Genomic DNA, 13,890 nt, shown 5'->3' with positions numbered 1-13,890 from the left:
AGTAAAGTAGCCACCACGGCGAAAATCGCAATCTACTGTATCAACAGGTAAAAATGATGCACACTAACAGGCTAATTAAAAAATATTCGGTATCATTTTGAGCAAGCAACAATCAAATCCACTTACGCTACTCGAGGCGGCTGTCGCCATTGGGGCAAACGCCTATGCTCCCTACTCCAATTATAAAGTCGGATCGGCCCTGCTAGCCGATGACGGCAATACCTACAGCGGCTGTAACGTCGAAAATGTTGCCTATCCGTTAGGGCAATGTGCAGAGGGTAATGCCATTGCCGCTATGGTGGCAGCGGGTGCATCGAAAGTGCGCGAAATATTAATCGCCAGCCCTAATGGTCATTTTTGTACGCCATGTGGTGGCTGTCGTCAGCGTATTTTTGAATTTGCCGACCAGCAAACCCTGATCCACATGGCCACCAATGATGGCAAAATTAAAACCGTTACCATGGCGGACATCCTGCCCTTGGCGTTTGAATTAGAACAGAGATAATTGCGGCGCGGCCGAATATTCATAGGTTTTATCAATCAGACCGATCCACATTCGTGGTTCGGTCTATGGATCAATAAAATTTTGAGAGATCACTCAGGTTTTTGCCAAACCCGCACGTATTCTATGGCAAAATCAACCACGCCATCTTCTTTGTGACCATCCGGGCTGTTTAATTCCAAGTCTTCAAGGCTGTCGGGTACACCATGCCAAGGGAAGGTTTCTTGATCTAACCATAGGCTCAACGGTTTATTGGCAACATAGCCGTTATAGTCAGCTGGAACATCACGGTTTGCTTTTGCCCACTGAGTAACTTGCTCGGCGGTCACACTCGAAAGCAATTTGCCATCTACGTAATATTTCACCCCCGTTGCATCCCATTCAACACCATAGATGTGAAAATCATCAGCCACACGAAAACCCAGATCTTTATGTTCTGTATAAACGGGCTTGCCTGCCCCTTTAATTTTCGGGTTCCAATCGCGAATAGACCACCAAAGCTCGGAGTCTAAATCCAATTTTTTAAGATCTCGGTGATCGCCAAATTGCTCAAAAAAGTCGAACTCGAATCCCTGGCCCATTGACCAAAAAGCGCTGGTAACTTCGGCATCTGCGGCCTTGCTCTTTATTTCGATATAACCATAGGTGAATTCTTTACGCCCAATAAAACAAGCTGTGGTGATATTTTCATGGGGTAAGGCCTCGCCAAACACAGGTACCCTTATCTCATCAGTAAAAGGAAAGTCAGGCTCCCAACGCGTTTCTAACACCAATTTACCTTCCTCTAATCTATAATTTCGACCAGAAAATTGCGAGGGTGCTCGCCCCTTCCACACTTTTTTATCTGGTTTATCCGGGTGTTTATAAACGGGCTTACCGTCTTCAAACTTACCAACAATATACCATTTGTTTTCGTCTATTTGCGCCCCATCAAACTCATCGCTTACTGCGTCGTTATATAGCCATTGCCCTTTATTGTCAGGATCTGAAAAGGGTGCAAATGCTGTTTGTTTTGGTACTGGGATTTCAGCGGCACTAACACTAACTGCTATCAGTACGCAGCTTACGTTAATGACGACTGAAGTTGTTTTGAACAGATTAAAAATAGAACGTGATTTGTACATATTTTTATTACCCTTATAATTTACTTAGCCGTTTTCTTTGCCCGTGCCATCAAATGGAGTGACAATTATCCTGACTCAGGAGGTGTTTTAGACAGTATACGATTGTTTGTCAGCGGATATAGTTAAGCGCATCACTGTCTGTGACGCGCTAACAAAAAAACTACGGATTTTATTTCCAAACAACCGGCATAAATACGGTCATTTCTGCGGTGCCGCGGTTACTCCAGGCATAATAAGGTACAACGTTAGTTTTATGGTTTTTCCATTGTGGTTTTTTAATGGTGCGATACATGCCGTTTTCTTTGTCGGCTCGCAGCAATACATTGCCACTGAGCACCGTCATGCCACCTAAAAAATCAGTGTGATGTTCAGGGACCCATTCACTATCACCTTCAATATAGACATCTAAAATACCGGTATTTTCGGGCAGGTCAGGAGACTCAACACAGTATACGATTGGGCCACGTTTAATCGCGACCTGGTTGCGCACTTCTTCAATACGCGGGTGGCCTTCTACCAATTTCACATCCATTGGCAACTCTATGGTGATAACATCTCCAACTTGCCAATTACGCTCGATGACAGCATAGGTTCCTGGTACAAGAACCACATCACTCGCCTGACCATTGACCGACATGGTTGCACCATTAGCCCAACCAGGGATCCGAACTTGAATGTCAAAGGCGCTAGCTTTGCATTCATCAACCGTCAATCTTACCAACCCCTTCCAAGGGTATTCAGTACTTTGGCTTAACTTTATTGCGCTACCATCTAACAAGTTGGTTTCTAACACATTAGAGCCAAACAAATTCACCGCCACTCCCTTATCTGACAGGCTATAAGCCCAGGCAGAAACTTGCGCAATGGTGCGTACTAGATTGGGTGGGCAACAAAAACATTCGATATAGGCTTCACGATCAGGAGATTCAGTACAATCACAGTGATCTGAATAATCCCGTTGACCATAATTCATGCGCAATGGATTAGCATAGAAATATTTATCGCCATCAGTACTGATACCGACCATGGCACTGTTATGCAATACCAGTTCAATCACATCAGCATGTTTTGCATCACCAGTAATACCCAGTAAACGCCAGTTAAACATGGCATTGGAAATGTTGGCGCAAGTTTCATTATAAGCCGTTGAATTAGGCATTAAATAATCGTCGATAAAACCTTCATGGATCATATTCTGATCATCGTAAGCCCCATGGTGGCACTGCCCAAACGCTCCAGTGACATACATTTTTCGTTCGGTTGCACTAGACCAGATCCGTTGCAACGCGTCGATTATGGCTTTTTCGCCGGTTTCAGCATACACATCTGCTGCACCTGAATATAAATACATGCCAGTTACGGCATGACCTACCGCTTCGGTCTCTTCACGTAAAGGGGTTTTCATTTGGCATTGATCGCCGGTAAACCAGTAATCCACGCTGTCATGCAGGCCCATCGGTACCGAACCACGCATAGTCACAAAAATATCTGCCAGCTCCAGATATTTTTTATTTTGGGTTTCACGGTATAACTCAACTAATGCCATGATCTGTGAAGGGTTAAAACCAAAACGAGCGTGTTTCTCTGCACGTGGTTCAAACACGCTATAAAGATAATCAGCATGTTTAATGGCCAAATCTAACCAATTTTTTTGGCCAGTCACGCGATGATGGATCACCCCCCCGGTAATGAGGTGACCACTGTTATACAGTTCGTGATCAGCTACTTTTGTATAACGTGGTTTTTTGAGTATTTGATTATGAGTATGGATATAACCATCATCGAGCATGGTTTTGCTGATAACGTTGATGATTTCATCCATTTCCGTCAGGATTTTAGCGTCCTTGTTAATGGCATAAACATAGATAGAGGCTTCCATCCATTTATAAAAATCACCATCGTGCCACAACATGCCTTTAGCTGTGCCTTGCATAAGACCCGCAGCCACTTTGAAGTTATTGTAAGCATGACCAATATCCCCTTTAAGCAGCGCTCCCATATGCGGCACCATAATTTGCTCTGCTTGTTTGAATTTGTCAGCCCAAAAACCTTCTGTCCAGCGGCAATCACCGATATTTATGCTTCTAAACTTAACAAATGGGCTTGCTGAGTTAGCGTTGATGGCTTTGTTGTGGGTATGGTTAATCTTCATTTAATGTTTCCTCATAATCGTCTGATGTCACCTCAACTGCCGGCTTAATCGTGCTGTGCTTAGCTACCGATAGTATTAATCGCGTCAGTTAAAATTGTGGTTTTTGAAAGTGTTTCCGCATTTGGCCAACGCACGGTAACTTGTGTTGCCGCGTCACAATTACCCAGGCCAAAATGCAGCATTTTGCTAAATGATTGAGTATAAGGCGCTGCCGTTGTCCCTACTCGTTGGACTTGAGTTTGCTTACACGCAGTTACGCTAACAATGGCGCCAAGTGCACTGGCTTTTAAGTTGGGCGAACGGCCAATTTTAAATTTGACGAAGTGATTCGACCGAGCTGAAGTTTCAATACTCGCCTTACCCTGGTTTTTAAACAGGTGCCATTTACCCCGCTCGTTTGCATAAATAAGGTCGAGATTTCCATCCAAATCATAATCGAAGGCATCCGCTGCCCCGCCCTGTGCGCCAAGTTCTGCAGAGGTGATCCCATGGTCTTCAACTTGTTCAAATTCACCCAGCCCGTTATTCAAAAATAACAACTGAGTATTGGTTTTAGACATGTCTCCCCGTCTTATTACAAATAAATCTTGAAAACCGTTATTGTCATAGTCACCTACTGCTACGCCGGCATCATGTAGTTTGAATTCAAGTTTGGCTTTTGCGGTCACATCAACAAAGTGCCCCTGTTGATTTTCAAGCAACAGATCTTGGGGGCCCCTGCTTAAGTCAGCTGTTTTATAGGCTTTAACATTGTGGATCACACCCGTTGTGGGGGGATTGGTATTGCCAGCAATACGCCAAGTATCATTGCCAATATAGCCAATATACAAACCTTTATTTTCCAACTTATCTGGCCAACCCAGTGCAAGGCTACTAACCAACTTTATATCCTGACCGCCGTGATGCTCTCCGGGGTATTCATACAAATAGGCCCCTTCACCAATAAAAATATCCTGGTGTGGATAACTTGCCTGATAATTTTCCATTTTAAATACATCGCCGATAAGCAGATCATCAAATTTAAAATCACCGCGTTTGGTATAAAAAGCAAAGGTCGATGTAGCAGGATCAAAATAGCTGTCACCTGCCTTCAATTCCTTACTCCGGGCAAAATACAAATCAAAGTCACCATCATTATCGTAGTCAATTTCAGCGATCGCAGTAACATCAACAATGTTCTTGGCAAAAATAGCATCGGTGACATCATTAAATTGCAACTTTCCCTGCCCAGCTAGAGCCATGACTCTGCCATCGCCGTAGATAAGCAGATCCTTGATAAAATCATTATTAAAATCAGTAACGAGTACCTTTTGACCGTCACGATTGGTCTTAGGTAAACGCCCAGACAAGGTTAAATTACCCTTACCATCATTTTCGTAAAGGTAATTCTCGCCTTTAGGGTCGCCATCTTTTAGTGGGAAGCCCATCAGTATCAAATCAAGGTCGCCGTCATTATCACCGTCAAAAAATTTGCTGGTTCGGCCACGGACATTCATTAAAGGTGGATTAAATTCACTGCCTTGGGTGATTTGGCGGCTTTTACTAATATGAAACATTTTTGCATTACGGGCATTGGAGCCGGAGCCCCCGCCACGGGAAATAAGAATGTCCATATCCCCATCATCATTAAAATCAGCAACGCCTATACCATGGTTATCACCCACGATTAAATCGTATCCTTTAGAAAATATGCCGGCGTTATTCCAGTACAGTTTGACGCTATAACCATGATCAGTTAGCAAAAGATCGTCATAACCATCTTGATCCAAATCGGCAATAACCGGATTATCCCATTTTCTGCGATCCATATTTTCAAGTGAAATATCACTATGATTTTCACTAAACCAGGTGGATGGCGCCTGTTCCTTTTGAAAATTAGCATTGGATGAAGACGTAGCGTTTTGGCAACCACAGACTGCCAACGTTAATAAAATAACGGCTCCCTCTTTCAATAAGTGATGACTGTAAAACATGGTCTGTCCTCTGAGTTTTAATAATGAAAGCAGTACTTACTCACCTTCACTTGCCGAATCAGCCGCCTTAAACGTTTCATCAAATCTCGGCATGCCTTTTAAGCGCCATTTGGCCCCTTCTTCTGAGCTGTGAAACCACAAAGGTTGCACGTTGTCCCAACTCCACTTTTCCATTTCCAGCACCATGTCATTTAAGCGTAAGGTATTAGAAGCACTTAAGTCATGCTGCTCAGAAATGTCTTTTTCGATATTAAATAGCTGCCATGGCTTTGTGCCAGATTTAACGGCCTTCCATTCATTGCGGCGCACTGCCGCATCACTCAGACCATCACGATGGCGCAATACGTAGATCAATTCATCTTGATGTGGGTTTTTGCCCTTAATCACATCAGACCAAATATCCTTACCGTCTAATTTACGCTCCGCAGGAACAGCTGCACCACCTAAAGACGCAAACGTAGGGTATAAATCAATGGCTAATACTGGATGCTCAAACTGCTTACCTTGGGGTATGTGTTGTGGCCAATGCATTAACATGGGTGAACGAAAACCACCTTCGTAAACACTGCCTTTGCCTTCTTTTAATGGGTAATTGTTAGCGCCACTGCCTAGTTTTCCACCGTTATCGCTCATAAACACGATAAGCGTATTCTCCAGTTGGTTGTTCTTTTTGAGCGTTTCAACAATGTTGCCAATCCCCCGGTCAACGGCGTAAACCATGCCTGCGTAGGTTCTGCGTTTTTTATCTTTAATATCAGCAAAGTGGGCCATATCTTCAGCTTTGGCTTGCAAAGGCACATGCGGTGCGTTGTAGGCTAAATAAAGGAAGAACGGTTGCTTTTTTTCAGCCGCTTTGGTCACAAATGTCGAGGCTTCTCTGGATAAAGCGTCCGTAATATATTCGGTTTCACGCACAGGTTTGCCGTTGTGTTCCAATGGGGTTAAATATTCAAATATATTGGTCACCCCCTGCTTAACTCTGTCGTTATAGGCTTTTTCAAACTCTTCAGGAAAATAGTTGTGACCACCACCTAAAAAGCCGTAATACTCCTCAAAACCACGTTTATTGGGATGGTACTGTGGTGCATCACCCAAGTGCCACTTGCCAATCGCACCGGTAAAATAACCGGCGTCCTGCATGGTTTGAGCAATAAACGTTTCGCTGGTAGGCACCCCAACATTGGAGCCCCGGGTCGGTAAATTAAATTGGCTACCCGTTTTATGTGGGTAGCGGCCTGTCATTATCGCCGCTCTGCTGGGGCCGCAAAAGGGATGTGCGACATACGCCTCAGAAAACGTCATGCCATTTGCCGCAAGTGCATCCAAATTGGGCGTGATTATGTCTTTTGAACCATTAAATCCCACGTCGTTGTAACCAAGATCATCGGCCAGTACGAACAATATGTTGGGCTGTTTAGTGGGTTCGGCTAAACTGCCAAAACTAAGGCCAATCAAGCCCGCCATCATGGCAGCTAAGGAATATTTTTTGTAAGTCATATCGTAAATTCTCAATGTTCTGAATAGGTTGTGTGAACGCAATTCGCTAATTCTCAATGTTCTTAATAGGTCGTGTGAACGTCATCGCTAGTGCACTTTATAGGTGCCATCTTTTCCTGAACTATAGGGTGTCATTTGCTGCCTGAATTTCACTATTGATGGGTCAGATGTCCGCTCTAATTCACCATCCAACAAGGCGATCATTTTTTGCAAATCTGCCTGGTACTTAGGATCTTTAATAAGATTATAGATTTCCACTGGATCAGTTTTTAAATCATACAATTCGTCGCGGCTATCACCTGGATTCCAGACAAACTTCATTTCAGGCGTACGAATGGCTCGTATGCCAAACCAGCCGCCGTTGTACCATTCATAGGCATATAAGGCTGTATCAATACGGCCTTGGTCAGCTATATCGCCTTTTTCCATTAAATTATTCAGGTTTCTACCATCTACATCACCGTCTGGTTTAAGCCCCATCCAATCACTCAATGTCGGCGCGATGTCGAGCATGGATACTTGTTTAGTAACAATACGCGGCTCTACCTCTGGATTGCGGATAATAAGTGGCATACGCATTAACTCGTCATAAGCATAAGGCCCTTTGTCATAAAGACTGTGCTCACCTAACATACTGCCTTGGTCACCTACTACAATAATGCGCAAGTCATCGTACACACCGAGTTCTTTGGTGGTTTGGATTATCTCGCCAATGGCATGGTCAATCATTGCAATGGCACCGTAATAAAACGCGCGCGACTTCAACCAATCTTCGTCGGTCATATGCTCAACATCGTGCCATGGCCACCAGATATCATCCTGTGACATAGGTTTGAACTGACGTTTCGTCAGGTGATTTTTGGGTAAGGCCAAGGTTTTAGGATCAAACATACTGGCGTAAGGTTCTGGCACGCGATAAGGCGGATGAGGTTGCTCAAAACTGATGACACTGAAAAATGGCTGCTGCTTAGCGGCAAATTCCGTAAGCATTTTTTTGCCCATACGCGCATTGTCAGCGGTATGAGATGTTTCATAGGTGCCCGGTAGCGTTTCGTAATATTCATGTTTTTCGCCATTGGCATCGCGTCCACCTTGATTGTAGTTCTCCATGGTTTTTTTCATTTCGTATGGTGCCCACTGTCTCGCGTGGCGCGGATTAGCATGTTCATGTCCCCACATAAAGTCCGCGCCACGTAAGGCAGGACCCTGAGAGCCTAAATGCCACTTGCCCACATAACCGACTTCGTAACCAGCTTCATCAGCGCGCTTAATAACTCCGCCTTCAGACAAGGATAATTCAGAGACACGTGAATGATACAAACCTACATTGTCGTCTAACCCGGTTTTATGCCCCCAGCGACCGGTAAATAATGCCGCCCGTGATGGTGAGCACAATCCGGTAGAGGTCATGGCATTGTCAAAACGCGTGCCCTGGGCGGCTAGCGCATCGATATTAGGTGTTGGAACAGGACCATCACGATACGAAAACGTATCAAAACGCATATCGTCAAACATTAAAATCAATACATTGGGCTGGGTCATTTTTGTTTCCAACTTGTTAGTTGGTGTCTTTGTCGTGGAACCTGCATAAGCCCCTCCCCCGAACAACATTGAGATTACGCCAGCCGCTAATAGTGTTTGTTTCATCTGATTGCCTGCCTGTTTCGCTGTTCGAAATGGTTACTTGGTTTTCTTAATCTCAATATCATCAATATAGAGGCTACTTTGTCCTGAGGTGATATCTTTAGTGTTAAGTAAAACAACTAAATTATCGCTAGGTGTTGATGGCCGATTTCTGGATATTTGTTGACTTAATGTTACCCACTTACCTTTGGTCACTTTCGTTAAATCAAACGCCAGTTTTTCATTATTATCAGAAAGTAATAAACTCACTTTTGTCAGAGTAGACTCGGGGACTAACCAAACAGAAAAAGACACATCAAAATCACCTGAAGGGATTTGAATGGCGCCGTCAGGAGCGGTAACACTGATAATCTGGCTTGGATTGCCACTTTGAGCGTTGATTTTTAAACTTCTTTTACCTTTATTAAACTGCTCATACACTATGCTGGCATGTTTTGCTGATCCCTCATCAATTTGCCAGAACTTCTGATAGTCATTGTTCTCAGAGCTTTCAGGTACCAACATAGAAGGCTTGGGGTTTTCTTCAAAGAGGATGGGCCCCTCAAATCCGAAGAACTGACGCTGCAAGAGATTCGCCTGTGGTTTCTGCCAAACTCGGACATAATCCACCACAAAGTCACCGGGTAATTCTTCTTTATCAGGTAAACCTAACCAATGGAATATCTCGGAATCCAGCCAGATTTCCATTGGATTGGTGAGCACCCATTTATCACCTAAATCCGTTTGAGTGACTGAATAAATTTCTTTTCCGTCAGTAAACAATTTGAAGTAGTCTTCGCCCCACTCCGCTGCATACACATGAAATTCATCCGCCACAGGAAATGGATAGGTTTCACTATGGGTAAATGCCCAGGTAGGGCGTTTAGCTGGCGGGCGCCAGTCATGAATAGTTGATTTAACGTAGTCTTGGCGGATATTACCTTTAATTTTAGGTTTGCCCATTTGTTCGTAAACATCGATTTCAGATTGGTATCCAATCGCCCAAAATGCACTTGTCATCGCCGCATTTATCGCCTTGGATCGCACTTCCATATAGCCGTTTAAAAAGCGTTTATTACTCACGATTGCAGCAGTAGTCACCGGGAAAGGTTTGCCCTCGTGAACGCCATAACCTGCATCAACAGAACCATCAGCATAGTTTTCTGGTGCAAAATTGAAGTCAGGCTCCCACTGCGAGCGCAATTTCAAAAGGCCGTCTTCGACAATCACGTTGTGTGGGGCAAATTGAGAAGGTGCACGACCTTTCCAAATATAATATTCAGCGTTTTCACCTTGCACAAACCATTTGGTTTGATCAATTTTATCACCGTTAAACTCATCACTGACTACTTCGTTTAGTATCCAGCCGGCGTCATTGTTCAGTTCAGAAACCGGCAGGATCACAGATGGGGATTTAATTGTATTTGCGGCCGCTGATTGAGGTTCATTGGCACCGTCGCTATTACAGGCGACCAGCGTTTGCGCAATCAACAAACAAAAAGCACTTTTAACAAAACGTAGTTTCATGAACAGATATCCTTTATCAACACCGTGCAATTATCTTTAGATGGTTGATGATGCAAAATTGACGCTATCTTTGTGGGTCAGTAATGAGTCATCTGTTATGCCATTTGACTACAAGTGCCTATGCACCTATGCAATAAGCGCGTTGTTATAAATATGTGCATTATTGTTAAATCAATAGCGATATATAAACATATGATGTTTGCACATGCAATACCTATCAGTTAATCCTTTGAAGATTTTTTGCGCGCCAAAGAATGCAGGTTTGATGATTAACGCTAATTTTTATTAGCGCTTAATTTTGAAAAATTGATGCAAAAAAAGCGATTGCTTAACTTAATATAATGGGTCAGGGCTTAGGCGTACAGGGTGTCTTGTGAGTATTATAGTATTATTGATGCAGATACTTTTGTGCTTCTGCGCTTTTACCGACCTTGTTTAAGTATGCAACTAGCACCGATACCAAGTCGGTATTTGTCGGCCATTCTTTCTCGGCTTTGACTAATACGTCGATAGCCTTGAAAGTTTGCTTCTGATTATCTAATGCCACGGCATAGACGTAGGCATAGTTAGGTTGTGCTTCGTTGCTGTCAGTAGCTTTTCGCAAATATTCCAGGGCGTCGTGGTAACGTTTTTGCCTGATTAAAAATAAGCCATAGGCATGGTTAGCTTGCGCGTTATCCGGTTCTATCGCTAAGGCTTGCTGCAGATACGTCTGGCCTTCTTTATCCTGTTGCGTTGTTCGATAAAATTCGGCAGTTTGGATCAGTACGGGTATATAACTTGGCTCTATTTTTACCGCCTGCAAATAGGCCTTTTCAGCCTGGGTCAGATTACCCAAATTAAACTCGAGGTTTGCTATTCCTAGTTGAATCACCGGCGATTCAGCACTGAGGTTTAACATGTAACGGTATTCTTTAATTAAGTCTGTTATGAGCTTAGCGTCAGCATCAGACAGTGTAGGTAGTGCTTCCACCAGTACTTGCGCCATAGCAAATCTGACCACTGGATTATTTTCAGCCAAACTGGTTTTCAATACCTGCCAGCGATCAGCCGGCCGCAATACCTCTAAAGTTTCCACCGCTGCACGTCTTATAAGTGGATCAGGATTAGATAACTGCTGGATACTCAGCTCCACACTTTGCTGACTGGGTGTATTCCCTAACTCGGCTAATAAAGTGCCTTTACGGATACTAGTCTGCTGCTTATCCTGAATATAATGCTCAACGGCCATGACGGCATCAGGTGCCCCTAGCGTAATTTTATGATGAAGTTCCGTTAAGACATTGTGAGCTGGCGTATCCCAACTTTCATTCACTGATGTACGCCATGTCTTATCGTCTTTGTCATGGCATGATAAACAGGCCTTTGGTTCCGTCGCCTGGTTATCAAAGTCAAAATTGGGGATCGAAAAACTGTGGTCTCGCCTGGCATCAACTCCCATATATATTTCGTCGGGCATATGACAATTGATACACATCGCCCCAGCTGAATCTTGAACATGCTGATGATGCTCTGGCACATTATAAGTAGAACTTTGATGGCATTGCAGACACAAACCATTGCCTTGTGTTTTAACCTTGCCGGTGTGGGCATTATGGCAGTTCGAGCAAGTCACTCCAGCCTGATACATTTTACTTTGTAAAAAAGAACCTAATACAAAGACTTCTTCTTTAATCAATCCATTGTCGTTATAAAACGGCGGCCTGACCCACTCAATGCGGTTTTTAGCAAAGAAGCCAGCATGCTCTTCTTCTTTTGCGATTGGCGTTCGCAACGCATGGCACTTACCACACATATCAATTTCTGCATTAAAAGGCTGGCCGGTCGACTCTGCAATGGTTTTACCGGCTTTGAAAGTCCAGTGATTTAAGAGAGTTAATGGCTGACTAAATCCAGATATGCCAGCTTTTAAAGTTGCGCTTTTGGCTAATTCAACATGCTGACTACCAGCACCATGGCAGCTTTCACAGGCCACATTGATTTCGCTAAAGGTGGTGTCGAAACTATTGTTTGCCACAGCATAATTTTTTTGTAGATTAGTTGAATGACAATCAGCGCAGCGGCCATTCCAGTTTTGAAAATGACGTTGCCAGAAAAAAGGATGTTTAGGACTGATATTTTCTGTGGGCTGTAAATGAAACCAGCGCTGGCCGCCCTGCTCTGTTGTTCTGCTGTCCCAGGCGATATTAAAGGCTTGTAATTTGCCCTCACCAATATCAAGTAAATATTGTTGCAGGGGCGAATAACCAAAGGTATAGCTCACAGCAAAGGTTTGTTTTTCACCTTGGATATTGGTGGTGCTGACTTTGTATTGATTGTCTTGTCTGAAAAAACGGCTGGTGATGCCATGAAATTCAAGTTCTACATTATTAAAATCACCGAGTACGGTTTCTTCGCTCGGGAGCTGCATTGATTTAAAATGATCAGATTGTTGCCAAGCAGAAAATTCACTTTTATGGCACGAATGGCAGGTTTCAGAGCCAACAAACTGTGGCTCTTCAGCCATGACATCAGCAGCAGTAAACACCACCACCAATGCCATTATTTTGAGTAAACAAGCCAGTTTCATAAGCAAGAGTCACAATTAAAACAAGACAAAATAGGCAATTCCAACGTCATGCTGACACATGTTTAACATCAAATTTTATAGACAACCCGCCTAATTGGGTAGACGACCACCAAATGACAAGCTTAAAAACTTAAATTATCACCAAGACGCTGACTGGCATCGTTTAACAAGTTGGCCGTTAAACGTTCAGCAAGATCTGCATCTTTAGCGGCGATGGCATTACATACCTCACGATGAAACGGCACGGATTTTTCATTGTCCCGGGGATCTTTGTTAGTCAAACGTATACTGACCATCAAGGCGGAATAAATCACGCCTTCCATCGCTTTTAAAAATTCGTTGTGCGCAGCACGCAAAACAGCTCGATGAAAAACCGCATCTGCAATGACAAAATTTTCCACCGTGCCTTCTTCAGTTTCCATCGCTGAACAAGCGCGTTCCAATTCTTCAATATCTTCTTTGGTCGCTCGCTCAGCGGCCCAGCGGGCGGCTTTGGGCTCAAATGCCAAACGAATATCCATTAACTGTTTTAAGAAATCTGGATTAGGCGGTGCTGATAAATGCCATGCCAATACGTCATCATCCAGCATGGACCATTGATCTCTTGGACGAATTCTTGTGCCTATGCCACGGCGTACATCTAGTAGCCCTTTACCGACCAATATTTTGACCGCGTCTCTGATCACAACCCGACTGACCTGGTAACGTTGGGCCAAGGTATTTTCTTCATCAATTAACGTGCCTGGCTCGTAAGTACCAGCAACAATACGCCTGCCTAATTCCCGCGCCACTTGCACAGGCATGCTGGGCGTCATAGTCGCCGTGCGTTTTAAATCGTAATAGACCAATTCACTCATTTTAAATATCTAATCATAGGATGTTAATAAATAAGTTTAACATATTACTAAAAAGTAGTTGTACAA

The 13,890-nt window shown here is 43.7% G+C and carries 9 protein-coding genes; 1 reads left to right on the top strand and 8 read right to left on the bottom strand.

Annotated elements, in window-relative coordinates:
* The first annotated feature begins 97 nt into the window (after positions 1–97).
* Entirely contained in the window at positions 98–505 is a 408-nt protein-coding gene (gene cdd / locus AC3RV5_RS04290) for a cytidine deaminase (RefSeq protein WP_489730735.1), read from the top strand.
* Positions 506–594: 89 nt separating this feature from the next.
* On the opposite strand, the gene AC3RV5_RS04285 is transcribed toward cdd, so the two are convergent.
* From AC3RV5_RS04285 to AC3RV5_RS04250, 8 genes are all read right to left on the bottom strand, one after another.
* On the bottom strand, positions 595–1,626 hold the full coding sequence (locus AC3RV5_RS04285) for a family 16 glycosylhydrolase (protein ID WP_489730734.1): 1,032 nt from the start codon (positions 1,624–1,626) through the stop codon (positions 595–597).
* Positions 1,627–1,795: 169 nt separating this feature from the next.
* On the bottom strand, positions 1,796–3,778 hold the full coding sequence (locus AC3RV5_RS04280; RefSeq protein WP_489730733.1) for a glycoside hydrolase family 127 protein: 1,983 nt from the start codon (positions 3,776–3,778) through the stop codon (positions 1,796–1,798).
* A 59-nt stretch (positions 3,779–3,837) separates the two neighbouring features.
* Entirely contained in the window at positions 3,838–5,751 is a 1,914-nt protein-coding gene (locus AC3RV5_RS04275; protein ID WP_489730732.1) for a CRTAC1 family protein, read from the bottom strand.
* A gap of 36 nt (positions 5,752–5,787) precedes the next feature.
* The gene (locus AC3RV5_RS04270) at positions 5,788–7,248 is read right to left on the bottom strand and encodes a sulfatase-like hydrolase/transferase (protein ID WP_489730731.1); all 1,461 of its coding nucleotides are present in this window, start codon (positions 7,246–7,248) and stop codon (positions 5,788–5,790) included.
* An 87-nt stretch (positions 7,249–7,335) separates the two neighbouring features.
* Positions 7,336–8,895: a sulfatase-like hydrolase/transferase gene (locus AC3RV5_RS04265; protein WP_489730730.1), complete on the bottom strand. Its 1,560-nt coding sequence runs from the start codon at positions 8,893–8,895 to the stop codon at positions 7,336–7,338.
* A 33-nt stretch (positions 8,896–8,928) separates the two neighbouring features.
* Positions 8,929–10,398 carry a family 16 glycosylhydrolase gene (locus tag AC3RV5_RS04260; RefSeq protein WP_489730729.1) on the bottom strand — a complete coding sequence of 490 codons (1,470 nt, stop codon included), beginning with the start codon at positions 10,396–10,398 and terminating at the stop codon, positions 8,929–8,931.
* Between the two features lie 388 nt (positions 10,399–10,786).
* Positions 10,787–12,967, bottom strand: coding sequence for a multiheme c-type cytochrome (locus AC3RV5_RS04255; RefSeq protein ID WP_489730728.1), 2,181 nt, complete (start codon positions 12,965–12,967; stop codon positions 10,787–10,789).
* Positions 12,968–13,089: 122 nt separating this feature from the next.
* The gene (locus tag AC3RV5_RS04250; RefSeq protein WP_489730727.1) at positions 13,090–13,824 is read right to left on the bottom strand and encodes a FadR/GntR family transcriptional regulator; all 735 of its coding nucleotides are present in this window, start codon (positions 13,822–13,824) and stop codon (positions 13,090–13,092) included.
* Positions 13,825–13,890 lie beyond the last annotated feature (66 nt).

The organism is Paraglaciecola sp. IT1134, assembly GCF_058068185.1.
The sequence above is the reverse complement of the archived record's forward strand: the minus strand, read 5'-3'. Positions and strand labels throughout refer to the sequence as shown.